Origin of the sequence: Pseudobacteroides sp., assembly GCF_036567765.1 — a bacterium.
GTDB lineage: Bacteria > Bacillota > Clostridia > Acetivibrionales > DSM-2933 > Pseudobacteroides.
Genome location: NZ_DATCTU010000007.1, coordinates 203,174 through 227,437, shown reverse-complemented (window position 1 = coordinate 227,437; position 24,264 = coordinate 203,174). Strand labels below are relative to the sequence as shown.

General features: G+C 43.6%; 36 protein-coding genes. 2 read left to right on the top strand and 34 right to left on the bottom strand.

The window, feature by feature from the left end:
* Positions 1 to 701 precede the first annotated feature (701 nt).
* Positions 702 to 935 carry a hypothetical protein gene (locus tag VIO64_RS02540; protein ID WP_331914813.1) on the bottom strand — a complete coding sequence of 78 codons (234 nt, stop codon included), beginning with the start codon at positions 933 to 935 and terminating at the stop codon, positions 702 to 704.
* 181 nt (positions 936 to 1,116) lie between these two features.
* Between VIO64_RS02540 and VIO64_RS02535 the strand changes: the two genes are divergently transcribed.
* Positions 1,117 to 1,464 (top strand): helix-turn-helix transcriptional regulator, encoded by a 348-nt coding sequence (locus VIO64_RS02535; protein WP_331914811.1) that lies wholly within the window; start codon positions 1,117 to 1,119, stop codon positions 1,462 to 1,464.
* Between the two features lie 284 nt (positions 1,465 to 1,748).
* On the opposite strand, the gene VIO64_RS02530 is transcribed toward VIO64_RS02535, so the two are convergent.
* The 6 genes from VIO64_RS02530 to VIO64_RS02505 form a co-directional block, all read right to left on the bottom strand.
* The gene (locus tag VIO64_RS02530; RefSeq protein WP_036937338.1) at positions 1,749 to 2,108 is read right to left on the bottom strand and encodes an MmcQ/YjbR family DNA-binding protein; all 360 of its coding nucleotides are present in this window, start codon (positions 2,106 to 2,108) and stop codon (positions 1,749 to 1,751) included.
* 77 nt (positions 2,109 to 2,185) lie between these two features.
* Positions 2,186 to 2,518 carry a hypothetical protein gene (locus VIO64_RS02525; RefSeq protein WP_160317749.1) on the bottom strand — a complete coding sequence of 111 codons (333 nt, stop codon included), beginning with the start codon at positions 2,516 to 2,518 and terminating at the stop codon, positions 2,186 to 2,188.
* Positions 2,519 to 2,605: 87 nt separating this feature from the next.
* Positions 2,606 to 3,007 (bottom strand): helix-turn-helix domain-containing protein, encoded by a 402-nt coding sequence (locus VIO64_RS02520; RefSeq protein WP_050753683.1) that lies wholly within the window; start codon positions 3,005 to 3,007, stop codon positions 2,606 to 2,608.
* A 142-nt stretch (positions 3,008 to 3,149) separates the two neighbouring features.
* Positions 3,150 to 3,353: a hypothetical protein gene (locus VIO64_RS02515; RefSeq protein ID WP_036937332.1), complete on the bottom strand. Its 204-nt coding sequence runs from the start codon at positions 3,351 to 3,353 to the stop codon at positions 3,150 to 3,152.
* A 138-nt stretch (positions 3,354 to 3,491) separates the two neighbouring features.
* A complete protein-coding gene (locus VIO64_RS02510; RefSeq protein WP_036937330.1) occupies positions 3,492 to 3,827 on the bottom strand; it encodes a hypothetical protein in 336 nt (111 codons plus the stop codon).
* A 206-nt stretch (positions 3,828 to 4,033) separates the two neighbouring features.
* Positions 4,034 to 4,207, bottom strand: a complete 174-nt coding sequence (locus tag VIO64_RS02505) for a hypothetical protein (protein ID WP_154673425.1) — start codon at positions 4,205 to 4,207, stop codon at positions 4,034 to 4,036.
* A 319-nt stretch (positions 4,208 to 4,526) separates the two neighbouring features.
* Here VIO64_RS02505 and VIO64_RS02500 point away from each other — a divergent pair, with 319 nt between their 5' ends.
* Positions 4,527 to 4,745, top strand: coding sequence for a hypothetical protein (locus VIO64_RS02500; protein WP_036937327.1), 219 nt, complete (start codon positions 4,527 to 4,529; stop codon positions 4,743 to 4,745).
* Positions 4,746 to 4,835: 90 nt separating this feature from the next.
* Here the strand turns inward: VIO64_RS02500 and VIO64_RS02495 are convergent, their stop codons facing one another.
* From VIO64_RS02495 to VIO64_RS02365, 27 genes are all read right to left on the bottom strand, one after another.
* Positions 4,836 to 6,425: a recombinase family protein gene (locus VIO64_RS02495; RefSeq protein ID WP_036937324.1), complete on the bottom strand. Its 1,590-nt coding sequence runs from the start codon at positions 6,423 to 6,425 to the stop codon at positions 4,836 to 4,838.
* Positions 6,404 to 7,732, bottom strand: coding sequence for a recombinase family protein (locus tag VIO64_RS02490; protein ID WP_036937322.1), 1,329 nt, complete (start codon positions 7,730 to 7,732; stop codon positions 6,404 to 6,406). Before VIO64_RS02490 ends, VIO64_RS02495 begins: the two co-directional genes overlap by 22 nt.
* Before the next feature lie 65 nt (positions 7,733 to 7,797).
* Positions 7,798 to 7,953: an SHOCT domain-containing protein gene (locus VIO64_RS02485; protein WP_162838935.1), complete on the bottom strand. Its 156-nt coding sequence runs from the start codon at positions 7,951 to 7,953 to the stop codon at positions 7,798 to 7,800.
* Entirely contained in the window at positions 7,934 to 8,359 is a 426-nt protein-coding gene (locus tag VIO64_RS02480) for a hypothetical protein (RefSeq protein WP_036937319.1), read from the bottom strand. Before VIO64_RS02480 ends, VIO64_RS02485 begins: the two co-directional genes overlap by 20 nt.
* 130 nt (positions 8,360 to 8,489) lie before the next feature.
* Complete coding sequence (locus VIO64_RS02475) at positions 8,490 to 8,774, bottom strand: DUF6809 family protein (protein WP_036937317.1); 285 nt, start codon at positions 8,772 to 8,774, stop codon at positions 8,490 to 8,492.
* Positions 8,759 to 9,157 (bottom strand): hypothetical protein, encoded by a 399-nt coding sequence (locus tag VIO64_RS02470; protein ID WP_036937314.1) that lies wholly within the window; start codon positions 9,155 to 9,157, stop codon positions 8,759 to 8,761. Before VIO64_RS02470 ends, VIO64_RS02475 begins: the two co-directional genes overlap by 16 nt.
* Before the next feature lie 254 nt (positions 9,158 to 9,411).
* On the bottom strand, positions 9,412 to 9,558 hold the full coding sequence (locus VIO64_RS02465; RefSeq protein WP_154673424.1) for a hypothetical protein: 147 nt from the start codon (positions 9,556 to 9,558) through the stop codon (positions 9,412 to 9,414).
* Between the two features lie 105 nt (positions 9,559 to 9,663).
* Entirely contained in the window at positions 9,664 to 9,861 is a 198-nt protein-coding gene (locus tag VIO64_RS02460) for a holin (RefSeq protein WP_036937312.1), read from the bottom strand.
* Between the two features lie 2 nt (positions 9,862 to 9,863).
* Positions 9,864 to 10,574: an N-acetylmuramoyl-L-alanine amidase family protein gene (locus VIO64_RS02455; RefSeq protein WP_036937310.1), complete on the bottom strand. Its 711-nt coding sequence runs from the start codon at positions 10,572 to 10,574 to the stop codon at positions 9,864 to 9,866.
* A 12-nt stretch (positions 10,575 to 10,586) separates the two neighbouring features.
* A complete protein-coding gene (locus tag VIO64_RS02450) occupies positions 10,587 to 10,889 on the bottom strand; it encodes a hypothetical protein (protein ID WP_036937304.1) in 303 nt (100 codons plus the stop codon).
* A 23-nt stretch (positions 10,890 to 10,912) separates the two neighbouring features.
* Entirely contained in the window at positions 10,913 to 11,200 is a 288-nt protein-coding gene (locus VIO64_RS02445) for a hypothetical protein (protein ID WP_036937302.1), read from the bottom strand.
* Between the two features lie 12 nt (positions 11,201 to 11,212).
* On the bottom strand, positions 11,213 to 12,385 hold the full coding sequence (locus VIO64_RS02440) for a hypothetical protein (RefSeq protein WP_036937300.1): 1,173 nt from the start codon (positions 12,383 to 12,385) through the stop codon (positions 11,213 to 11,215).
* Between the two features lie 14 nt (positions 12,386 to 12,399).
* Positions 12,400 to 13,512, bottom strand: a complete 1,113-nt coding sequence (locus tag VIO64_RS02435; protein ID WP_050753685.1) for a hypothetical protein — start codon at positions 13,510 to 13,512, stop codon at positions 12,400 to 12,402.
* A gap of 12 nt (positions 13,513 to 13,524) precedes the next feature.
* Entirely contained in the window at positions 13,525 to 15,984 is a 2,460-nt protein-coding gene (locus tag VIO64_RS02430) for a hypothetical protein (RefSeq protein WP_036937297.1), read from the bottom strand.
* Positions 15,985 to 15,988: 4 nt separating this feature from the next.
* Positions 15,989 to 17,413, bottom strand: a complete 1,425-nt coding sequence (locus tag VIO64_RS02425; protein WP_036937293.1) for a hypothetical protein — start codon at positions 17,411 to 17,413, stop codon at positions 15,989 to 15,991.
* A gap of 19 nt (positions 17,414 to 17,432) precedes the next feature.
* A complete protein-coding gene (locus VIO64_RS02420) occupies positions 17,433 to 17,783 on the bottom strand; it encodes a hypothetical protein (RefSeq protein ID WP_036937291.1) in 351 nt (116 codons plus the stop codon).
* Between the two features lie 11 nt (positions 17,784 to 17,794).
* On the bottom strand, positions 17,795 to 20,626 hold the full coding sequence (locus VIO64_RS02415; RefSeq protein WP_331914797.1) for a phage tail tape measure protein: 2,832 nt from the start codon (positions 20,624 to 20,626) through the stop codon (positions 17,795 to 17,797).
* A gap of 33 nt (positions 20,627 to 20,659) precedes the next feature.
* A complete protein-coding gene (locus VIO64_RS02410) occupies positions 20,660 to 20,923 on the bottom strand; it encodes a phage tail assembly chaperone (protein ID WP_036937285.1) in 264 nt (87 codons plus the stop codon).
* Positions 20,924 to 20,940: 17 nt separating this feature from the next.
* Positions 20,941 to 21,282: a hypothetical protein gene (locus VIO64_RS02405; protein WP_036937283.1), complete on the bottom strand. Its 342-nt coding sequence runs from the start codon at positions 21,280 to 21,282 to the stop codon at positions 20,941 to 20,943.
* A gap of 5 nt (positions 21,283 to 21,287) precedes the next feature.
* Complete coding sequence (locus VIO64_RS02400) at positions 21,288 to 21,905, bottom strand: hypothetical protein (protein ID WP_036937279.1); 618 nt, start codon at positions 21,903 to 21,905, stop codon at positions 21,288 to 21,290.
* Complete coding sequence (locus VIO64_RS02395) at positions 21,905 to 22,066, bottom strand: hypothetical protein (protein ID WP_154673423.1); 162 nt, start codon at positions 22,064 to 22,066, stop codon at positions 21,905 to 21,907. Before VIO64_RS02395 ends, VIO64_RS02400 begins: the two co-directional genes overlap by 1 nt.
* Positions 22,067 to 22,079: 13 nt before the next feature.
* Positions 22,080 to 22,466 (bottom strand): phage tail tube protein, encoded by a 387-nt coding sequence (locus VIO64_RS02390; protein ID WP_050753689.1) that lies wholly within the window; start codon positions 22,464 to 22,466, stop codon positions 22,080 to 22,082.
* A gap of 5 nt (positions 22,467 to 22,471) precedes the next feature.
* Positions 22,472 to 22,873 (bottom strand): tail completion protein gp17, encoded by a 402-nt coding sequence (gp17, locus tag VIO64_RS02385; RefSeq protein ID WP_036937276.1) that lies wholly within the window; start codon positions 22,871 to 22,873, stop codon positions 22,472 to 22,474.
* Between the two features lie 5 nt (positions 22,874 to 22,878).
* Positions 22,879 to 23,325, bottom strand: coding sequence for an HK97-gp10 family putative phage morphogenesis protein (locus VIO64_RS02380; protein WP_331914792.1), 447 nt, complete (start codon positions 23,323 to 23,325; stop codon positions 22,879 to 22,881).
* Positions 23,325 to 23,717, bottom strand: coding sequence for a phage head closure protein (locus VIO64_RS02375; RefSeq protein ID WP_050753690.1), 393 nt, complete (start codon positions 23,715 to 23,717; stop codon positions 23,325 to 23,327). Before VIO64_RS02375 ends, VIO64_RS02380 begins: the two co-directional genes overlap by 1 nt.
* A gap of 3 nt (positions 23,718 to 23,720) precedes the next feature.
* Complete coding sequence (locus VIO64_RS02370) at positions 23,721 to 24,005, bottom strand: head-tail connector protein (protein WP_050753691.1); 285 nt, start codon at positions 24,003 to 24,005, stop codon at positions 23,721 to 23,723.
* A gap of 29 nt (positions 24,006 to 24,034) precedes the next feature.
* Entirely contained in the window at positions 24,035 to 24,259 is a 225-nt protein-coding gene (locus tag VIO64_RS02365; RefSeq protein WP_036937270.1) for a hypothetical protein, read from the bottom strand.
* Positions 24,260 to 24,264 lie beyond the last annotated feature (5 nt).

Below are 24,264 nucleotides of genomic sequence, written 5' to 3'. Positions count from 1 at the left end.
GCATTTCCATACCATATGCCTTTGAGGCTCCCAATATTATTTCAGTCATAAGCACAAAAATAAGAATAACTGAAATAAACCTCTTAGTTCCCACAAAATTTCCCCCTTTACTTTTGTGATGATAAATAATTTAGAATAATGCTTCGAATATTGTTTTAGATACCAATATCACATTATATATAAACATCCATATAGTATCAATACCTAAAATCATTGACACATGGAAAACAGTTTATATGTAAATAAAAATATCTACCTGCTTTTTATCTTTTTGCACGAATGAATATAACATATTTTACTTTTTATGTCACCGAAGAATCCCTGCTAATTTTCGTAAATATCTTTTGCGGAATCTAGCAATTTTATTGCGGTATCCCATAAAATGCTGTCATTTACCTCATATACTCGGTCCTTCAGAAACCTGTCCATTAAGATGTTGTGATGTTAACATAGCGTTTGCCTGTATACAAGTTATTTCTGGTTATTTTTGGTTATTTTATCGTTAATTCGAAAAGTACTGATTTATTGGAACCATCCTTCAGTTATCTTCTTTTAATGGTTCTCTTCGCCCACTCTGTAAACTTTTTGTCACATCTTTTTCTATCACAAACAAATACAAGTGCCAACACTCACGTTATCCCAATAAAAGTCAAATTACTTTTTAAATTATAAAATTCCCAAACCATATATACCGCCTCAACCTACGGCTTTTCAAACATTTGAATTTCTAATCCATCCAATAAAACCTTAATAAGTAACAACTGTTCCTGGAACCATTTATTATTGTTAGTTTTAATTGCTTCATTCATTTCATTAAATGTATCTTCGATTGTTGCCATGAGACTAGCCGTTTCTACTTTCACAATCGAAAGAGTGGCTACTTTTTCCTTCAAACTATTGTATCGCTTTAACGCTTCCTCAAAAAGCTGTTTCATATGACCTCCAATTTACAATTCTAAATCAATTAATGTATTGGATATTATATCCATGGTAATATGGTACAGAAACTTATCCCTTATGTCAATATAATTTGTAGATTTAGTATATATTTTTTACATTCCATATCTACTTGTAGCATTCTCGCTAAAAAGTTATTTTTTTCTTAGAGGTGAGCGAATGAGCGAATTGATAAAAAGTATAGGAGCTACAATACGGAAACTTAGAAAAGCAAAGAACTGGAGTCAAGAAGAACTTGGCTTTCAATCAAATGTCCACCCTTCATATATAGGAGTTATAGAACGTGGAGAAAAAAGTATAAGTATAGACAGCTTAGAAAAAATACTTAATGGACTTAATATTACTTTTGAGGACTTTTTTAAGATAGTCGGTTCTACAGAAATTATTAATACTGATTTTACCATTTTGCCTTACATAACACAGAGACTGAGTAGAAGAGATATAAAAGATCAGCGAATAATTATGACTCTTATTGAAGTGTTGTTTCCATGGAAGGATGATGTGTGAGCTTTGATTTAACATTAGGCTTAACCGCCAAAAAGTATGCACCCTTTTATGCTAAAAATCAAATAAAGAGGGTGCATTTTTACCACATATTTACATCACAATCAACTGAGTACACCCAAATTCTCACTCAATTTTACCCCATAAATGCCGAAAAACCCTTATAATAAGGGTTCTCGATTGTATCAAAATCAGAGTCTACTTTTGTCTAATAACTAACTTTTTGATACAATTTATCGCTATGACAAACTGCTGTCGCTTGGAATAGCGTTAAAAAGTATCCCTACTTAACCCCCGACCACTTCTTTTTGAAGCTTTTTACTGAGAGAGGACAAGACCAATGAATAAGATTTGTCCAACATGTCCTTAACAATCTCATCAGAAACCTCGCCTTCTAAATAAATCGAGTTCCAATGTTCTTTATTCATATAATATCCGGGTACAATATCCTTGTACTGCTGCCTTAAAAATTCACCATGTCCAGGTTCTAATTTTACTGTAGCAATTGGTTTTCCTTCTTTATCACCACCCAGTAAAACAAACATTTTACCTTTTATCATATATCTCGTTGCATCCCATTCTAATTTATATTCTTTTTCCACGCCTACTTTTGACAGGCAGTATTCATCCATCCAAGCGTATCTCATTTGCTATCCTCCAGATATTTTTATTGTCTTGCTCTTCCGAAACTATATGCTCCACAATATGTATAAAAACTATAAATTTATTCTTTATTTATATACTTTTCAATTAGCCATTTGGGGCAAGGTGTTGATGCTTGAATGTACTTTGTATAGCCGCACGAGCATATCTGCACCATAAGATTTTCTCCATATAAAGCAATCCCCGTTATAGATTGCTCTAAGTCTGACTCTTTCAGAAAATAGACCTTTACAACACTGCAGAGTTCATGCCAATTATATAATGTAAAGTGTCCTGGGAATGAATCGTCTTTAGATATAAAAGAAAGCACCCTTTTATTATCAATTATCACTTCACCTAGATCGAATTCATTTGACCTAAATACATATGGAACATTAATTATCTTGTCTGCCATACAAAATACAACCACACCCTTTTCAAAACAAAACATAGTTAGGGAAGAGAAGCCAACCTTCTTCCCAACTTGATTCTGTTTATAACATCATTTTGTATCTCCTATTTTTACACCATAAAGTTTCTCCATGGCATTCATTGTAATCAACCACACCTTGCCGCTTTTCCTATAATCAACACCTTCAATAAGTTTTTCGCCAGTAACCTTGTGCCTTAGAGTGCTAGGATCAATACCCCAAATCTCTGCAGCTTCGGAAAATGTAAGTACCTCTGAGATTATGCTAGGGCAGGAGGGACCTTGCGTGGCATTTATCTCTACATGATGCACTTTAAAATTTGAATCAGAAACAGACTCAAACATGATTGCTTGGTAACCATCTTCCTTTATGGCATTAACCTCTCCTGAAATGCTTCTATTGTTTATATTATTAATAGTAAGCTTATCTCCAACCTTAACTACTATTTCTGATATTTTTTGCCTCTTCCCCACTTTTCCTCCACAACCATCACGCAACCGTGAATATTTATTATATATTATCACTCAATCGTGAAAATCGCAATGCTGTTTTCACGAAAAAATTAAAGCTACAGGCATAATATTAACACTCATAGCTGTAGCATTTAAACCATTTTTAACCAACATATTCTTGGCAAAGCATTATTTCTTCAATTTCATTTAATGGTAGCAATCCTAATCTTAACAGTTTTTTAAGTATTTCTGTTGAGGTTTTTCTTCCATTTATAAAATTTAATTCTGCCCTTATACCTGTGAATTTATCATGATAAATGAGCTGATAGCCATTAGTAAGTTTTATTATATTAAACTTGCTATTCACTTTCTAACCGCCTCCAAATATTCCAATAAAATTACTGGATTATATCATCTTTTCACCTTAATTTTACAACAAATCATATCAATTAACGATATTTAATAACAAAAAACTCCCGGCTTTAATTCGAGAGTTCAACTATCTTTATTCAATAAACCTTATGTACTGTTTTAGCCCATCATTTTCTTCTGTTATGTCGATATAACCCTGTTCCTCATAGAAACTACATAGTTTTTTCGAAGGCTTGCATTCAAGCAAAATTAGTCTTCCTCCAACAATATCTCTTGCCTCACTAATAAGCCTGTAGCAATCCTCAAGCATCCTTGTCCCCGGAAGCATACCCTTTGTGTAATGTGTATCTCTTCCCAATTGCCCAATCAGGTATACCACAAGGTTTTGCTCTTTATCCGACTGATTACCCAGCCTTTTTCTGAGCGTTTTAGACATCGTTTCAAAAACAGGAATTTTCATTGTTTTCATTGCGATTGAAAAGTAGCCTATTATTTTAAACTCGCCTGTTTCTTCAAGCCTTGCTTCATCAAAATATACATAAGTACGGCACTTATCCCTTTTTTCATACTCTACCGCCTTATTCCTTATAAAATCTGTTATATCATCATCCTTATCACAACAAAAAAGAGAGAACGCGTCTCTCCATAAATCCTCATTAATATCCTCTGCTTTTATTAAGCTTTGGAGCGAAGCATACCCAATAATTTTTCCTCACTCCTTCTCATATCAGCAATGGCATTTTTAGAATCTATATGCAAAGGCTTTGTAGTGTCAACAGCCTTTTCAAGTCTCTCAACGGTCTCTTTTTTTGTTATAGCAAAATCCTTTGTAAATGAAACAGTAGCCATTTTAAAACACCTCTTTCTATCTTGTGGCTCTAGTATTATTATACGCCAAAGTGAAGAAAAAATCAAAATTTTTATTAATAAATCAAATTTCTTAAGGTCGGTTATAAAAGCACCTCCCTAATTGACGATCATGCTTTTACTTCAATTTATAAAAGCATGATTGTCAAAATAATTTTATGCAATTGCTAAGGCTTTTTCCAGCATAAATACATCAAAAAACTTCTCAAGGAATTCAATACTTGAAACCGCCATTGAAGAATTTGTCCTATCCTCAAAGGAGAAAAAAATCAATTACATTAAATATGTTGCTTGCTACAGGATGTCTCCTATTCAAGCTATAACCCATTATGCAAAGGTAAAGAGCATAGAAGCATCACCCATTAAACCTTCTAAAAAACTGATTACATTTGATGGCTGTCCAATAGAACTTGACTTACCTATAGTTCTTGGGGAGGCAAACGCAAATTCAATGAGGTCTCCAAGATATACTACTCTTGAAAGGCTTATGAACCCAAAGGAAATCTCAGACCTGTTATGAAGCAGAACATTCTAACTCAAATGACCGCAAACGAAAAAATCACCCGCAAAGACGTTTTTGTGTACCATCTTTGCGGGTGATTTTTTCGTTTTATATTTTCCATTCCAGTTCAATACCGTTTTTAAAGGCGAATTTAATCTCACATTCAGAATATACGGTAACATTTTCAACAGTGTTATTCCAAAGTTCCTCGTCAAAGTCGGCCAGAAGCTGGTCACTCTGCCTTATGCTGTTTATAAAGCTTCTCATGCTTTCACGCTTTGCATTACGCTCCAGCCTTTTATCATTGATTTTTGAAAGACCTGTTCTGGCGGTTTCATACCGGTTCGCAAGGGCTGTATATCTTCTCTGGTACTCTTTCTGGTCTAAGGCTGAATGTGCATTTTCCTCCACACATTTTCTTAGAAGTTCAGCCACAACCTCGCATTCACTCTGAAGCTTGGCAGTTTCCTTATCAAGCTCTGAGGTATCCGCCAAGACATTAATTATCTCTTCATAGCACTGTAGTATTTCATCCCTGTTTTTTATTAGGCTGTTGAAAGCCTCCAAAAATGCCCCCTTGATTTTATCCTCATAAAGATGCGGTGTCATGCATTTCCTGTCATTCTTAAACTTGCTGTTGCACTGCCAGATTGTCCTTCTATATTTGCTGGTGGAATGCCACACCTTGCTTCCATAGAAGCTTCCGCACTCACCGCACACAATTTTACCTGAAAAGCTGTTTATACCAGTCTTATAGCCCTTTACTTCTTTTCGTTTTTTAATCTCGTGCTGTACAAGGTCAAAAGCCTCTGCAGAAATAATGGCAGGATGGCTGTTTTCAACATAATACTGTGGAACTTCTCCTTCGTTGAGTTTCTTTTTCTTAGTGAGAAAATCCACTGTAAATGTCTTTTGAAGCATAGCCGCTCCTTTGTACTTCTCATTTTGCAGGATGCTCATAACGGTGCTTTGCTGCCAATTATCTTTACCGGAAGGCGTCGGGACTCCGTTTTCTGTTAAATATTTTGCTATGCCCGATGAGGTCTTTCCTTCAAGGAACATCTTATATATCAGTCTAACAACCGCTGCTTCCTTCTCCACTATTTTCGGCAGGCCGTCTTCGCCCTTTTCATAGCCGAGGAACTGTCCATACGGAAGCATCAGCTTACCATCAGCAAAGCGTTTCCTGTGTCCCCATGTGACATTTTCCGAAATGCTTCTGCTTTCTTCCTGGGCAAGGCTGGACATAATCGTTATCAGCAGTTCACCCTTGCTGTCCAAGGTATATATATTCTCCTTCTCAAAATACACCTCAACGCCCTTTTCCTTAAGCTGTCTGACTGTGGTAAGCGTATCAACGGTATTTCTGGCAAACCGGCTGACCGATTTGGTTATAATAAGGTCTATTTTGCCATTTAAAGCATCGGCAATCATCCTGTTAAAGCCGTCACGTTTTTTAGTGCTGGTAGCTGAGATACCCTCATCGGTGTAAACCTCTACAAACTTCCATGCGGTATTTGACTGTATATGCTTTGTATAATAATCAACCTGTGCTTCGTAGCTTGAAAGCTGCTCATCATTGTCGGTTGAAACCCTTGCATAGGCGGCCACTCTTTTTAACGAAGCCCTTACAGCCGTTGCTGTCGCTAACCTTCCTGTTGTGGCAGGTATGACCGTTACTGCTCTTGCTGGCTGCATATTGAATTCCTCCTCTCCAAGTAATCCAGCTGGCGCATCCTTGCCTTTTCCCGGTCTTCCTCACTCCAGCTTTCACTCCGTGATTTATGCTGCCACTGCTTGTCAATCATTTGTCCGTCTTGAAAAACAAACCTGACCAAATTATGCTCTAATACTTGAATTTCTTTAATTTGCTTCAAAAAATATGTATCATCAAACTCCTGTAGCTCCAAAACCTCTGTCGCTATTGAAAGCAGTATGTCCTCTGGTATTTGTCTGGCATTGCAGGCTTCCTTCCCAAGCTTCAAATAAGTAGAACAACTCCAAGAAGCCTTTCCTTTTCTGTTTTTCCGTTTATAGTTCTTACCGCAATTGGTGCAAACAATCTTAGATGTGAAAGGGTAAACACCTGCAACATTTTTCCCTGCATTTCTTTTTCTATTCCTATCCATAATCTCTTGCGCTTTTTGGAATGTGTCGGGGTCTATAATTGAAGCATGCGTTTCTTCAGCATAGTATTTAGGAAGAACACCTTTGTTTTTCAGTAGTGATTTTGTCAAATGGTTATCTACATATTTTTTCTGAAGCAGGGCATTCCCTGCATATTTTTCATTTTTAATAATATCCGCTACTTTATTCGATGTCCAAGTACCTCCCCTGGGTCTATCAACATTCATTCCCCGGAGTTTCTTGGCTATCAGCGTACAGCCCATTCCGCTGATATAGTCATTAAAAATCATTTCTACAACCTCTGCTTCTTCAGGATTAATTTCAATCTCCCCATTTTTAATATGGTATCCAAAAAGAAAGCGCAGGTTTACTATTTCACCTTCAGCAAAACGCTTGCGTATCCTCCACTTGCAATTCTCGCTGACCGATCGGCTTTCCTCCTGCGCAAATGAAGCGAGGATGGTTAGCATCAGCTCTCCATCCCCGCTCATTGAATGAATATTCTCTTTTTCAAAAAACACATCGACTTCCAAACTCTTTAGTTCCCGCACTGCTTCCAGCATAGTGACCGTATTTCTCGCAAACCTGGAAATCGATTTAGTAATCACCATGTCTATCTTGCCGTTCCTACAGTCTTTCAGAAGTCTTTGGAACTCAGCCCTGCTCTCCTTGGTTCCGGTTACCGCCTCATCCGCATATACTCCTGCATACTCCCAGCCACGGTGTTTTTGTATAAAGTCACTGTAGTAGCTGACCTGTGCCGAGAGGGAGTGCAGCATGGCATCCTTCCCGCTGGACACTCTGGCATATGCAGCAACACGTTTTTTTGACGGGAGCCTTGCTGCCAAAGGCTCTATTTTTCTCACTGTTCTTAGCATAAAAACCACCCCCTTGCTTGCTCCAATGATAACTCTGTTTTTGATACAAAGCAAGCTAAAAAGGCTTATATTCCGCCTATTACAGGCTTATATTCCGTTAAAAGAATTTTGTTGATCCTTTTAAAATCATTCATGGTAATAATGCCTTTTGCCAGCATTGCTTTTGCTATTGACATAGAAACTCTGTAATTTTTCTCACGTTCAAACTGCTCCTTTGTCACATTCATCCCTCCTCGTACCAAACCTGCTGGCTATATAGCATTCATGCCCGCAGAACTTTCGTTTCTGATTGCCATAGCTGTCAAACTTCTTTCCGCAGCAAGCACAGTCAATGGTATACCATGCTCTTTTCTCAATAATTTCTGCATTTGCCTTCCACCATGCTTCCCGGCACTTCTGTGAACAAAATTTTGACGGGTGGCCTACTTTGCCTTTTACCAGCAGCCTTCCGCACTGTTTGCAATAGTCACCCTTTTCATTTAGTTCTCTTCTAACAGAACCAAGATTGTTTCGTATACAATATGATTTAATTGTGTTTTCAGAAATTCCAAGCTCTATAGCAATCTGCCTGTAGCTCTCACCCATGTGCCTCATCCGGCTAATTTTTTCTTTTTGCAAATCAGTCACTTACCTCACCCCCAAAACGTAAAAAAGAAGGCACTAAGCCCTCTCAACCAGATTTCAGACAAAAAAATAGAGGGGTTATTTAAAACCTCTCCAGAAAAGCTTCCTTATTAATGCTATTCCTAATATATTATCATTTACATTTAAACATCATCCTTACTGCTTTGACCCCATCCCTGAATGCATATCGATAAAGCATATCGTGGACAATTCCTGACTGTTCGCTTTCAAAGTCTTCAAGCTTTACAAACATTCCCTGCTGTTCTTCTGTCAGTGTCGCCATGAACTCCTGCTGCAATTCATATGCTTGCACTTTTAACTTTTCATATCTGTTGCTATTTTTCCCAATAAGGTAGCGCAGCTCCTCTACCCTCTTATCTGCAATTTCTTCAAGATATTTTTTTAATCCGCCAGGCATGGTTGAATCCCTCCATTCCTTTTGGATTCAATATTTTCATTATATATGATTAGATGATGGTGTCTGACTGTTCCCTTCATTTCTTGAGCCATAATCACACGAAAACATATGCCTTCCTTCGTTCCATGCAGGTATATGATCTCCGACATGGTGCTCTCCGCTGCTTTCAACCTTTCATTCAAGCTCTCAAAAAGAGCGTCAAATTCAGCTGCAGTTCCTTTGAAATCAAATGCCTTTACGTCTTCTCGCTGCTTATAAAACTTAAGATTTTCCCGGTTCTCCGTTATAAGGCATTTGTTTGCATCTGCCCTCATTCGGTTTACAGCCTTCTCCTCCAGCATTTCCCTAAAGACTTCCTCAAAGCTTTTTAAAATGTTCTGCATAAATTCACGACCCCTTTCATTTTTTATGAAAGGAAAATAAGCAAGGCGCACTGCAGGATTAATGGTAACCCCACACTGCGCCTGTAGTATCATTGTGAAAATTGATAGGATAAAGTATAATATTTACAGGGTCGTTGTGGCAGCAATAGCTGTCGGTGTTAGGTAGTTTGGTTACCTGCATTGGCTTCCGGGTGTTCCTGCACCCGCAAGACACGGCGGCCTTATTTAGTTTCCTTTTGATGCGTTACCTGTTTTCAAGCCATCAGCCTCTTCAGCAAGGCAGGCTTATTGGCATTTGCCAGTGCCCGCCTGAGCCTTAATGACTCTTCATCTGTTTTCTTGTTTTCATTAATTTGGGCTAAAGCTTTTTTCACCAGCATATCCACAAATGCCTGTTTCATGATAGAACACCGTCCTTTATTTTCGCAATTTACATATCCTTCCTGATATATTACTGTACATGATAACTCTTAATGCCTTACAATGCAAGCGTTTCATGACATTTATCAAAAGCTGTCCTTGCTGGTTGGATCATTGAAAAAGGCAAATGCCGAAAGAACACCAAATATTAAAGCAGTAAGCTCTTTAAAGCTATCCTCCGTGAGTCCGACAGGTGCCAACAGTCCGTAATTTTTCAGTACAAATAAAACCAGTGCCACTACGGCACTCCATGCAACAGGGCTTCTCCATCTTGATTGGTTCATTACTAAATTCCTCCCTTCATTAATAAAGCCGCTACCCTTTGTATCAGGATAGCGGCATATTCACCAGCTACATATTTACCTTTTACTGCATTTTCACTCCAATAATCCGGCGACTTTATGATACCGAATTCCTGAAGCACCTCAAGTTCTTTGTCCAAATTCGGACTTTCTTCCTTATATAATATACCGAAGTAATTCAGTATCCCTTTGGCAATGGCAGTCCCGATTGCCTCTATATGGGATATAATCCACTTGGCATCCTCCTGGTTATCATGGTAGGCTGTTTCCACCAATGCGGCAGGCGCTTTGGTATATGCCAGCTCATACATATGCTTGCCCTGTCCATAAAAGTTGTACCCTTCCTTGACTCCTCTATCCGCTGTCGGTGTCAAAGGTGAAAGCTCCGCATATACAGCCCTTGCCAGCTTTTCGCCGTTGCCTCCGAACCTGTGGCAGTAAACCTCGCATCCCCTGCCACCGCCCGCATTGCTGTGAACGGCAAAATGGATGTCGGGATTCTTGGAGTTGCTATCGACCACTACCTGTGAAAGCGGCCACTCCGGCTTATTCCTGTAGACTGTTACGCTATGCCTCTCAAGCACCTGCTGTGTGACATCCGCCACCTGGTTCATCCGCTGCTCTTCTGTGCCATAGCCGCCTGCACCTAGATTGTTTTCCTGTGTAGACGGGCTTAGATAAACGCTTTTAGCCATTGCCATCTCCTCCTATTCATCCGAACCTCGTTTTTCAATAATGTCAATCCTGCGATGTGCTGATTTCGTGCTTTCCTCCACCCTTGTAACCCTCTCTGAAAGAATGGATACGCTCTTGTTGGTGTCCTTTTGCTCCAGAAGGACATCGTCAATCCTTCGTTTGATATACTCGGTATCAGCTTTCAGTTCCCCACGCTCCCTTCCCATAGTGTCACAATCCTTCTGCACCGACCTTTTTAAAGTAATGCCTCCAAAGATGATGCTACATAATGCCGCTACAGCTGCAATAATTGTATAAACCACCTCCGGCTTCATCCTCATCCCCTCCCGTCTTTACGTTACTTTCGCCTTATCCTGAGTCCTATTATTAGCCCGTTGTTAAATCCGTTATTGTAAGCACCGGTTGTATCACCGCCGCCTGAACCAACCTGCGGCATCATAGGAGCAAACTGCTCACCAACAGTCCAATTGCATAGTATGTTATCAACATACTGCTTCAGCCATTCCCTGTAGGAAAAATTATTCTCATCCCACTGGATTGCACCTGTATTTTGTAAAAACCATAAATAAATATCAACAGGACCAGTCTCAAGGGCTGTCTTGCTCTGGTTCACATCATATGCCACAATGCATCACCCCTAAGCTTTAAGAAGGACACGCTGACCGACATTCGCTCCACCTCCAGGCAATTGGATATGGTTGTCGAAGGTGCCCAGCCCGTAATAGCTGTCCCCGTTGATGGTATAGTACTGGTTGCTGACAATAAAGGATTGAGGCACAATGACAAGGTTGGAGGTATACCCTCTCATTCCAAGGTCAGCAACTCCCGCCCAAACCCTCGCCAGCGGAATCTTCTGATTGTAGAAGTTCTTAGTAAAGTTTGTTCCTTCCGGTATAAGAGTGTCACAGGTTATTTCGCATATCTGCCCGAGAGCTTCACCGTTGAACTGTCTGGTAAACCTAGTTTTTGTAGCATCATTCTGTCCAAACATAAACCATGCGTTGGTATCGGTTGCCTCAACAGGCGAGTCCAGCTTAACCACACCATAATAATAGGTGTTGCCGGAGGTCGCTGAGGGATTGGCATCCTTGGAAATAATTTTGTACCCGTTGCTCTTGTCTGCAATAAGTAAAATAATCGTTTCATTGTGATTCAAATATACATTGTCTATGGTATCGGGCTGATACCTTGTTATCTCCCCGTAAACCACCTGCCCGCTTGCTGCATTATTCCTTATCCCAACAACAATAGCGCCATACTTGGTTGTCGAGCCGTCATAGGTTGTGCAAATAACCCAATCAGACTGGCTTTCTGCATGCGTGAAAGTAATTACACCTGTAACAAACCTGTAGCTGCTTGCATCAGGGAATGCCGCTTTAAGCCAATCAGGTACCCAAGTTTCCTTAATGGAGTAGGTGGTTGACGAGGTGGGTGTTGCGCTGAAGTTAGTGTCTACTGTGGCAATCTTGGTAGTACCGTCATACGCTGTTATATTCCTTACATCACCGGCACCCGGTCCTCCCGTCAGGGTTATTTGCTGGCCGACATAGAATCCGTTTGTTGACGAAGCACCCGAAGCAAGCTTGATGGTATTTGCAGAACCTCCATTCTGAGCGGTTCCTGTCACTGCATTCCAAGCCCTGCTTACTGTATCTACATTGGGTGTCTGCGTATTTTTTGTCATGGTCTCCCCACCGGGCATATTGGCATAAAGCCAGTCAAGAAAATCCTTCCCAAATTCAATAATTTTTCCTACTGTAGAAACCCCCACATCTATGTTAACTGTATGTGTATATTTGGTTATAGCCACCTGTCCATCCCTCCTTATGGTTTGTTCCCTGAGTTATAGCTGATGCTTGTGGTCTCGTCAGGGTTTGGTGTTGTATTTACAAGGCTTGTGATTCTTCCCTGGTCATCCTTTACCCAGGAATAATTTGCAGTTGATGAGTCTGAAAAGGTTATAACCACTCCATCCTCATAAAAGTCAATGTCGGCTGCATATACCTTTAAGTCTGCAGAAGCGGCAAAATATGATGCAGGATGCCCTTCAAGCAGGGCCGCATTTGAAGCGTTATCTGCAGAGCCTGCAAGGTCAGCGGTATCGGCATGGCTTGCGTTGTCAGCGGCTAATGCATGCTCTGCATTCTCAACAATACCATCCTCGTCAGGGTCATACACCGATTTTGTCATGTCGCCCGAGCCTGCCCCGCCACCCTGGTCTATATTTTCAAACACTATATTGGTGTTGCCGATTACCACCGTTCCAGCCGTTGTCATATGGAACAGCTTCTTTTTATTTACTGTACCTTCAGATATATAAACAAAAACACCGGCTTTAAAGTCGGAGCTATCATTGAAATCATCCGCCCTTGCCCATGAACCGGAAGATACAATATATACGCCGTTTTCCTTCTGGTCCGTCTGGTTCTTCACAAGCACCCGGTCTCCTGCAGATAAAGATACGCCATCGATGGTTTGCAACCCTGAGAGGCTAATATTGGCTGTAGCTGCCACTCTGCAGCCTAAATGAAGGTGAGCCCCGCTCTCCTTCATATGGTCTGAAGCATCCTGGAGCGAAATCTCGGGAGCAGTCCTCCAATTCCCCTTTCCAGTAATCGTCTTTACCATAGCGGCAAGCCAGCCAAGAAGTGTAGTCAACAGCCCTGTGTTTCCTGTTGGGGAACTGCTGTCATCAATTGTCCTTTCAGCTATCATGCTGTCGGATACGGCTATGGTATCAGCTCCGCCATCCTCGTGGCCGGCATGATGATATTGCGAATGGTGGGCGTCAGGATTGGACACATGGGAGGTTAAGTCAGTAAAGCCTGCCTCCGGCTCCTCCTGCTCCGATCTTACCGGGACAGCCACAGTGCTTTTCTGGTCTCTTGCCCCCATAATTTTAATAATCTCACCCGCTGCATTCCTGTGTCCTGCCAATTCCATCACCTCCTACGTTGTAAGCGGGGTATACCCAACATGAAATGTCTTAAGCTCCATCGTGAATCCATCCGTGGATAAGTCAAAGCTGATGCTTAATATCTTGTATACCTCGGATATAGTGGTGCTGGATTCAACAACCATGATATTGTCGCCTACCTGAAGCCACGGGTTACCTACAGCCACAAATTCGGCACAGGTATACCTCCTGACCATGTCCTGCTTCAAGCGCGCTGCACATTCGTTGCATTCCTCCTGCGAATCAAGGTGCTGGTTGTCTGCAAACAGAACCTTGCTCTTATGGACCTTGCTTGTGTCCCACATGGTAGAAGGAGAGGTTGCAACACCCTCTTTTTTCTTTCCTGCCACCCTTATGGTTCCATAGATATTTCTCCTGCTTACTCCGAATTTAAGGCTGAATATATCCTCACCCTCCCGGAAGACCCAGCCTGCATACACATAGCTTGCCTTTACTGTTGACCCGCCAGGAATACTACTGCCTGAAAGCCTCCGTATTTTTCCGTTTTCAAGGTCTATTTCATAGTCAACATCCCTTGAGTAGGTTACAGCTCCATTTGAAGAGGTAACTTTGTCAGAGCCGGATACCAGATGGTTGTGCTCCAATGACACCCAGGCCGTTCCGTTTAGTGCATGCTGCTCGTTTGTAACCGAAGGCTCCCTGTCTGTAGGGAAGTAAAACCTTGCTATGCCATCCTCGTCAATAAAGAACTCAAAGCCTGAAACGGTACACATTTCATTGATTGCATCCATGTAGGTGGTCTTTTCAAAGGTTGGATCAAGCTTTATTCCTGTAGCCTCTACAATTACATCTGCCGCCTTAAACCCTGCCCTCATGCAGAGGTCTTTGACAATATCGGCAACATCCGGCTTTGTGGACCCTCCTGGCGTAATCCAATACTTTTTGACACCTGAAGGGAGAGGGTACTTAATGTAGTATTTTGTTTTGCCCTGTATGACAAGGCTTATCTCCCTGTCAATAAACCAGCAGGCCAAATCCCTGCAGTCAGCGCTGATATTGTAATCCCTTGGCTGGGCGGACATGGTAACATCATCTATTTCTCCTGTAAAAACTGTGGCAAGGTCTATACCGTATCCTATTTTTGCTACCACCCTGCGGCTCGGAATGATAACGCAGTACCATTCATTCAATGCCTTGTCAAACTCATGCCCGCCACGGTAAGGTGTGTAATATCCCGCATCGGTCGGGTCTGACGGATTGATATTGGGCAGGGAAAAGGTAAGCCTCTGGCTGTCGGCGGCTTCCTCCCTTTGTACGCTTATCTGCTCAACCTGGAGCTTTGCAGCTCCTTCTGAAAGCTCAAACTCAATCAGCCTTGGTGTATAAGACGGTGCCGCCTGGCCGATTCCATACAGCTTGCCTGTTACGCTGAACACAAACAGGTGCTTTATTGCAATGCTCTGCTGCTGGGGTATGTTCATCTGCACCAGCCTTGAGCCGTTATAATAGTCAAGATTTAAGCCGGTTCCTCCAACTTGAGGCGCAATATAAAGCACCTTGTTATGGACAACCGTATCTTCAACCAATGGAGTATATCCGTTTTGTGTTACAGAAACCTTTGATATCGTGCCATCCTCATTTACCTTGTAAACATCGCCGGTATCTCCGTCTACTGCATGAAGCCCGCTATCCAGCCATGCAAAGGTGGAATTCCCTCCCCTGCCGTCCCTGAACACATCCAGCCCCTCAGCGACAGTCTCCCATCCGCTTCCTCCATTGGTGTCATACCTTACAATTGTTACCAAAGAGTCTGCATCCTCCGGATCACTTCTTCCAAAAGCGTAAAGGCAATCATCCTCTGTATTGAACCAGAGCCTGCCGGGAAAGGTCTGGTTTCCCGTTGTGCCGCACACCTTGGACCATCCACCACCAGAGCTTGTATAAAGACAACCTCCCCATTCTTCACCATAGTGGTATATATTAGACAAAGCCCAAAAGGCTCCGTTGGCATATACAAGCCCGACCAAGGGAAGCGAGCCTGAGCCTCCGCTCCCATCAGGATAAGTTGGTGTTTCTGTGATTTCGCTCCATGAGCTTCCACTTTTTACATAGAATTTGTTATCATGAGCACTCAAGCCGTTTGAGCTTAACAGATATATTCCTGTACCATCACTTGCTATCCATAGGTCCGCTGTTACCATGGACGGATTTGCAAACACAACCTGTGCAAGCGAAATATTTCCGTCCCATTCCCACAACCCTCCGTTTTTAGGGAATGTGTCATTGTTGGTGGCTGCTATGTATATCCTGCCGTTATGCTCTATAATATTCCGAAACCATCTGTAATCGGCACTTCCTTCACCCACTGAATCAACTCCGTCAATGGTTGACATGGCTATTTCGGGAAATTCAATCCTGCCTGTCGGGGCATCGCTGCCGATCATGGAGCGTGACTTAAGAAGTGTCATTGTATTTTCCGGCATTATTCTCAAAGGTCTACACCTCCAAAAAGGTTATTTCATAAAAAACAATTTCCGTCCCCTGCTGCCTTGTACCCGAAAGCTCCTCTATTATTGCAGGGTTAATTACCGTACCGTCATGAAACTCCGCTTTGTTTTTCACAAATGCCTCATAATCCGCTTCAAGGCTGTCAAAGTCTGCTTTTAAAGCCCAGCCAGAAACAGTTCTCCTTTCACGGAGCCGTCCTGCCGAAAGGAGCCTGCTCTGCGGCGCTGTTACGGCGGTAAACGGAATCAACTCCTTTTCTGAGGCAAGCATCGCTATTTCGTCACGGTTATACTCGGTGATGTTCAACCTGAGGCTCCCCCACCTGTCGGAATATTCCGCTGGCGCACCTCCTGCAAACCATCCGCAGATATGGGTGTAGTCGTAGTTCATTGCCATTGCGCCGCATACCGTTGAATCCGCCCACACTACCGGATAAGCCCAGCCGCTTAAAGTATCATCGTTGGAGACATTTATTGACTGTTCCCATCCCCCGGCTTCATTAGACATGAGGAAAACCTGCTGGTTGTCAAATCCGGGTGTCGGCGATTGCCCCCAGGCAATGTATATCTTATCATTTGCCGATATGTGGATATTAGGATGAATATTATCTGGCATACTGCTTATCTGCTGCTCCGACCATGAGGCAGATTTCGTAAACAGTGACAGTTCGCTTCCCCTTGCGATGACAATATATGGCTTGCCTGTGCTGTCCACTCCAATGTCAGAGCCGTTTGCATCGTTACCTCCAAAAACCATCTCCCAAGGCAGCCACGCTCCGCTTTTTCCTTTTGTGTAATAGATGTGAAAATCACTGAAGCTCACCATGGTGATATGCATATTATCGTCCTTGTCAATTGCAGCACTGTCCAGGTAGTACCTTGGAACCGAAGGCTGTACTGCCTCATAATTGCTCCATGCTCCCGATACCTTGTTTGAATAATACACCTTCCCACTGGAGCCGCCTGTGGCAAATACAACATGGGGCTTGCCTGCGCTGTCAACCAGCACAATAATATCGGCATCCACATACCCGTTTCCCGGAAGCTGCGGAAGTGTATCAATCGTTCCCCACGCTCCGTTTTCATAAACACAATACTTTATCCTGTTGTTTGAACTGTCATTGGCGGCAAGGTGAATCCTTCCTTCGCTGTCCATTGCCATGTTGGGGTATGCAAAGCTTACCCCTGCTCCCGGTGTGAAGGGAAAGCCGGTATCCTCCCAAGTAACGCCGTCCACACTTTTCATTACAACCGTCTGGTACTGCCAGTCATCATCCCCATAGCGGTCAAAGCAGGCAAACCAGTATCCACCGTTATGGACTAGCTTGCGGTGACCGTACCAGGTTGCATTTGCAAGCGTATATGGTTCATCAGTCCAGATATCAGTTCTTTGCTCCGTTCCGTTCAATACCATTAGATTTGCCTCCCTCCCGCTATGATTCAATAAAGGTCGCCTGGTACCAGACCAGATCGCTTCCCTTTTCCTCTTTGCCTGACAGCTTCCACAGCCTTGCCGTCATGGTAAAGCCGTCATCAAAAGCCAGGGGCTTTGCCTCCGAGCTATGATAGTCTATAAGCAGTTGACTATACTCAAGCCGGGTGCAAAAACCCTCCACCTCTCTTGTTTTTCTCTTTCTTCCTGTTCCCATAAGCACTGAATTGGGTGTCTTTTTATCCCTTGCATCATAAGGAGCCAGAAGCTCCTTTTCGGAAAAATATCTTTCGGCCCCGGCTCTCTTGTATGCTGTTATATTGAGCTCCAATGCTCCCCAAACATCCGCCATTGGTTCACCTCCTACCTGAAGGCTTTGTGTGCGCTTGGATTTTTACCATATCTGTCCTTGTTTGCCGCCAAATCCGCTGCAATTATTTCAACCACACCCATCAGCTCGCCCTTGTCATTGACACCTTTCACAGTAATTGTGCCTGTGTGGTCAACCACCATGCTGCCGTTTGCTCCCCCACCCGCCCCTTCAAACGCAGGCCGGTTGAACTGCGGGTTCAAAACAGCGTTAAGGTTTGCCTCCAAAGCAGGAACACCCGCCTTGATGCCATCCTTCAGCATATTTATTAAATTTGGCGCCCAAGTGTCGGCGTTTGAGCCCGGACCTTCTTTAGTTGGGGAGCCAAAGCCAAGGAAATTCTTGATTTTGTCCGCCACTCCACTGACAGCATCCTTGACTCCTCCAGCCATGGATTTGATTCCATCCACCAGATTACCCATCATGTTTTTGCCCCAGTTCCATGCACTGCCTACAACATCACCTACTACAGACCCTATCTTGCCAAATGCACCGGACACTGCTCCCACTAGGTTACCTACAAAATTGGTGACTCCTGAAACCATATTGGAGAAGCAGCCAAGGACACCGTTTACAAGGTCAGGCACGATGGAGCCTCCGACCAAGGTATACCATAAGCCCTTAAAGAATGAAATGATTCCTTCCACAAAGCCCTTTACCAGATTTACTATGGTCATAAACAGGTTTGACAGCATGCTCCATGCCGCCTTTGCCGCTTCAACAAGGAAATTCCATGCCCCAGCCCAGTCACCGTTAATGATGGCGATGACAAACCCGATAAGGTTGACTATAAAATTCACTGCGCCGAGCACCGCTCGTATGAACGGACCAAGCGCCTGTATGATCCCATTCAGCACACCGACTGCTATTCCGAGTATTACGGCAATAGCTGCTCCAAGGGCAATGAACACCGGTTGAAGCAGCGTCCAAAGCTGTTGTATTACTCCCCATAGCGAGAAAATCAAGGTCTTTATGCTCTCCCAAATCGGGGTCAGATAGCCTGCGAACTGTGCAAAGGATGCAAAAAGCTGTGCAAGTATTGGCTGAATAAAGGCAAGGATGCCGTTGAATATATTGACCGCGGTGTCAATTATCTGCTGACCGTAGGTGTTCCAAAAGTTCCATATGCCTGTAACCACATCGCTTACTATCTTAAAGATTGTCTGCATGACCGGCTGGATTACCGATACCAATCCGTTAAAAATGGTGCTTACTACAGAGCCTATACGGTAAAATGCCGTCTCCCATCCGCTTGCCATGGCTCCGGGATCTCCTGTTCCCTTAAAGCCGTTGATAAACATTTGAAAGGCTTTTATTGCATTTGCCGCAAAATCCTGCAGAAATGCCAGTACGTTGCCAAGCACCTCGGTGAATTTTGCCTTTATACCCGGCAGTACCTCTGCGGTCTTGCTCTGAATGAAGCCAAGCGCTTCCTTGAACTTTGACTGTATTTGCTCCCAAATGGCAAGCACAGAGTTCCTGAAGCCCTCATTGGTTTTCATCAGCCACACAAACCCTGCCACCAATCCTGCAATTGCCACCACAACAAGCCCTATGGGGGAAGCAATGGCGGCAAAAACTCCTGACAGCACCGAAAGCCCTGTTGAAAGTCCTCCCAGCACCATAAGCAGGGGACCGACCGCTGCTACTGCGGCCAGTATGATTGTTACCCATTTGCGTACTTCAGGATTAAGCTCCATATATTTATTGACTAGAATGGTAGCCTTGTCTGCAAGCATCTTTAATATTGGAAGGAATGCCTTGCTGGATACAATCTGCAGCGTTTCAATGGAGCCCTTCAGCTGTTCAAGGGAGCCTTTTAGGTTGTTCATCCTTTCGGCTGCCACCTCTTCAGCGGTTACCTTTCCCATCTCCGACTGCATTTTATTGAAGCCGTCAGCACCTTCCTTATATAAAATATTTGCTGCACGGATAGCATCAGAGCCGAATAGCGTCTCCATTGCCTGCAACCTTTGCGCATCAGTTAGGTTTTTCATGCTTTTTTGCAGCAAGCCTGCAATTTCAGCCATGCTCTTCAGCTTACCCTGAGCATTATAGAAAGCACTTGTACCTTGAGCGGTTGTAAGCCCCAGCTTTTTGAAAAGCTCCACCTGCTTGTCAGTGGAAGGCTGGAGGTTCATCAGCATGGTTTTTAATGATGTGCCTGCATCAGAACCCTTTAGCCCGTTTTGGGCGAATACCGCAAGCGCCGTGCTGGTATCCTTGAAGGACAACCCAACCGCACTTGCTACAGCAGAACACATGGAAAGACTGAATTTCATCTCCTGTACGCTTGTTGCAGATGCATTGGCCGCACCGGCAAGGATGTCGGCAGCCTGTGCAACATTCAGCCCATCAGCCTTGAAGGAGTTTAATACTGTAGATGCTATTTCAGCTGCATCGGCAAGCTCAATTTCTCCTGCCGCTGCAAGAGACAGCGCTCCCTTCAAGCCTCCGCCCATGATATCCTTCACACTGACACCTGCTTTGATTAGTTCTTCAATACCCGATGTGGCTTCCTTTGCTGAATACTTGGTTTCCGCTCCCATTTTGAGCGCCAGTTCTTCAAGCTGTTTCATTTCTTCGCCTGTAGCGCCCGATACTGCTTTTACACTGCTCATCCCGGCTTCAAAATCGGCTCCGGCTTTCAAAGAAGCTGCCGCCATGCCTGCAAGAGGTGCGGTCAATGCAGCAGACATCACCTTTCCTGCTCCCGACAGCTGGCTGCTTACATTCGCCATGGCATCCTGCGCCTCTTGGAGCCCTTTTTTCAAAGCACCGATGTCTGCCGTTATCTTGACTACCAGATTTCGTATGACTGCCATACCCACACCTCCCCACAGGCAGCAAAAAAGGCATTACCATGGTCCGGCAAGCCCTTTCTTCTTTGCAATAAATATTAACTGTTCTTTTGTTAATGTTTGATTTTGAGATTTTGGTTTCCGTTTTTTAAGCAAGGTCTGAAGCTTTGGCAGCCTCTTGGATCTTGCGAAAGCCTCCACATGCCATGCAAGATAGAGAATGTCATTAGTCTTCCGCTCCTCCCTTGCAAGGAAACCTTCAATCATAAGGTTAAACTCATAGGGGGTCAGCTTCCAGAATTCATCCGGTGAAAGCCCCATAATGCCGACAGCGGTTTTTAAGAGCCGGTCCCAGTCCCAGTCTTCTCCTTTCCCGCTGTCAGCTTTTTCCCGTTTTTTCTTCCGAATGCCTCCGTCATTGCCTCGCTCAGCTTTTCAGCAACCGTGTTTATGTCGCTGAAATCATCAATCAGCTCACCCACCTTTTCAGGGGTCAGGTTCTTGTCATCATAAAAAAGTCCAGCATAAATGATGGTTCTCATATCCTTTACACTGATGTTGTCAAGGTCAAGCCTGCTGATAGGCTTTCCTATCATTTCCTCTATACGGACCAGGGCATTAAGCCCGAAGCGAAGGCTTCTCGGTCTGTCCAGCTCCAATATTACGCTTTGTTTTGCCATTTAGTTCAACCCTCCCTATAATACAACGGTCCAACTCCCTGTATCTCTATTGAATCATTCACCACATCATCGGCTGCCGTTTCAATTCCATCCGAGCTAATAATCCCATAGCCCTCATACCGGGTCTTTGAGGCTGTGGTATCAATATATAGTGCAATGATTACCTCCTGACCCAGCCTTGAAAAGAATTCTTCATCGCCCCAGTAGCTCTCCGCTGATGCTGAGTATTCTTTGACAGATGAGATATATTCCTTCCAGCCGTTTGACATAAAGGTTGTGGTCTCAGGTGTCTCCATACCCAGTTCGGCAGACCAATTAAAGAACCCGCCGTGCTGCTCTACGACCAGAGCGCTTCCACTGATTAAAACCACATCATCTCCGTCCTTTGCCTCGTCAAACACAACCACTCCGCCGCAATGCTCCAGCTGATAGCCGGAAAACTGCACCTCCCCGTTTACCTTTACGGTAACAGGTAAGTTTTTATCCCAATAGCGCTTTGCACTATCACTGATTGTGTACCTTGTAAGGCTAAGGTCGGGTGCAGCAGCTTCATCAGTAAATACTTCCGGTGCATCCTCTGTCTGTACAAATACACCGCCAACCCTTCCCGCAACACTCCCCATCACCCATCACCTCCCAAAAGCTCCTTCAGTTTTAACTTGTATTCATCCCGCACATCCTTTGCAATGCGTTCATCCTCAAAAAGCCTTTTTAAAAGCTCTGCAATGTCATGAAACAAATCTGTATCCTTCAGCGAGACGCTTAGTTTAACTCCGTTCTGCATTCAACAGGCCTCCTTATGTGTATGCCAGAGCGCCATTCCCTTGAAACTCAATGGATATGGTTACAATGTCATCCACCGGGTCTTCAATAGACAGCCCTGAGATTAGTGCCTGGCCGCTGTAATAGTTGGTGTTGTTTACATATAGCTTCAAATCCACATCGGTGCCGTTCAGGAACGCATTCTGCAGCGCCGCCTGGCCGTTTGCATCGGTATGAACGTTATATGCGCCTTCTGCGCTTGCCGACCATTCCTTTAAGCCGGATATAAAGTTCTTCCAATCATCCCCGAACGCCGTGGTGTCCAGAGTGTCAATCCCAAGCTCCAGCGACCAGCTGTTCAATGCTGTCACTGAATTGGCTCCGATCATTACCTTTCCTTTCTTTCCTGCTGTCCCAGCCATCCGTGTCACATCCTTTCCTCATAATGAAATTTAAAATCCATATGGTTATACCAGCTGTTTGTATCCGGCTCGTAGCCTTCAACCTCTCCCATTAATAAAACAGCACCGATATCCACTCCATCGGTGCCGCCCATTATTCCTGTAAAATTCTGAAGGCTCAAGCGGATTTTATCTGCAAGCGCCTTGCACTGTGCATAGGTATCAGCCCTTGATGTAACCTGAAAAACAGGAGTTGTGTACCCTGTGTCCCCCTGCAGCGAATGCAGCCGGTCTCCTGAAATCTTTTGATAGGTCACTGCAGGAAGAGTACAGTTTTGGGGCAGCATAAGCGGGTAAACCCTGTCACCAGCCAGTTCATGAATACCCGCATTGTTTATTAAATAGCCGCACAGCACTTCTTCAAACATGGCTGTCACCTTGCCTTTCCCACTGCCTTGCTGATTTCCTCTGTTACAGTATCTGAAATTTTTTTAAGGTTTTCATCCACCGCAGGCCTTAGGTACGGAGTCGCAGGCCGTTCCTTGGTTCCAAGCTCGACAGGTGCAAAATGCCTCGCCTTTCCGCTTTCCCTCGTAACATAGTAAGCTCCCTTGATTTTACGGTTTATGTTCTCAATATCCCCGCCCTGCTTTTTTATACCGCTTTTGAGTATAAGGCTGTTCCGAAGCTCACCTGTGTCTACAGGCGCTTTTCTCTTTGCTGCCGCCAATACAATCTCCGCACCCTTCCTGGCAGCCTGGTCAAGCACATTTACAGCGGCATCCCCCATATCCTGAAGCAAATCCATAATTTCTTCCGCTCCTTCAATGTCAATGCCGCCCTTCATTTTTTTTGCCCTTGCCGAATATGACCTTGCCATCAGACCACCTCCCCGTTCTCTTTGCAGAGCAGATATATGGCAATATTCCTTTCCTCCTTGTTTGAAACATGAAGGATGTCATAGATTTTATTGTTAAACAGAACCCTCATGCTGGTGTTTAACCCACCAAGGTACCGGAGGATAATCTGCGTTGTGGTTTCTGCATGAAGCTGCTGCGCCGTAAAAAGCTCCTTGCCCGACATCGGTTCAACACTTGCAGAAACAACAGCGTAGTCAGTCCATACCTTTACCTCTTCACCAAAGCTGTTTTTTATCGTTGAGTATGACTGGATAGTTATGCGATGTCTGAGCTTGCCGATAGAAAGCAGGGGCTTTACCATGTTTCCCTGTCCTGCATACTGCCTTCTTTGGTTGTTGTTCCTCCATGCCATTCATCACCACTCCTTCCTTCGATAAGATGTTAGGAGCAGGGATGCCGTTTCCGTCAGCTTTCTTATGTCCACATTTTCTCTGAATTCATAAAACTGTGAGACCACATACCACACCGTTGTTTTCACAAGCTCGGGAAGTGTACCGCCGTCAAGAAGAAAATCTGACAAGGGATAGCGGAGGACGCTCTCCACAATATCCTCCGCAGAAGTAATAAAGCTTGTGATAAGAGCATCCTCATGGCTTGAATCAATCCTTAGAAATGCTTTTGTTTCATTAAGTGAAACCAAATCCACCGCCTCCCCTTGTCTTGCGTCCTTTATTCATCGTCCAGCATCAAGCCTGCCGCCTTTAGTTTTGAAAGTAAAGCGTTAAAGTCGGTTTTCAAGTCAGCGATTGTGCTTGCTGTGCTATTGGTCTGGTTTGCCGCAGGCTTTAGTTCTATTCCGTCAAAGGTCACTTTCCCATCGTCAACAACCCTGATTTCGCCACCGACTACAAAAACATCGCCGCCATCCTTATGATAATTTTTAGTTATATTCATCAGGC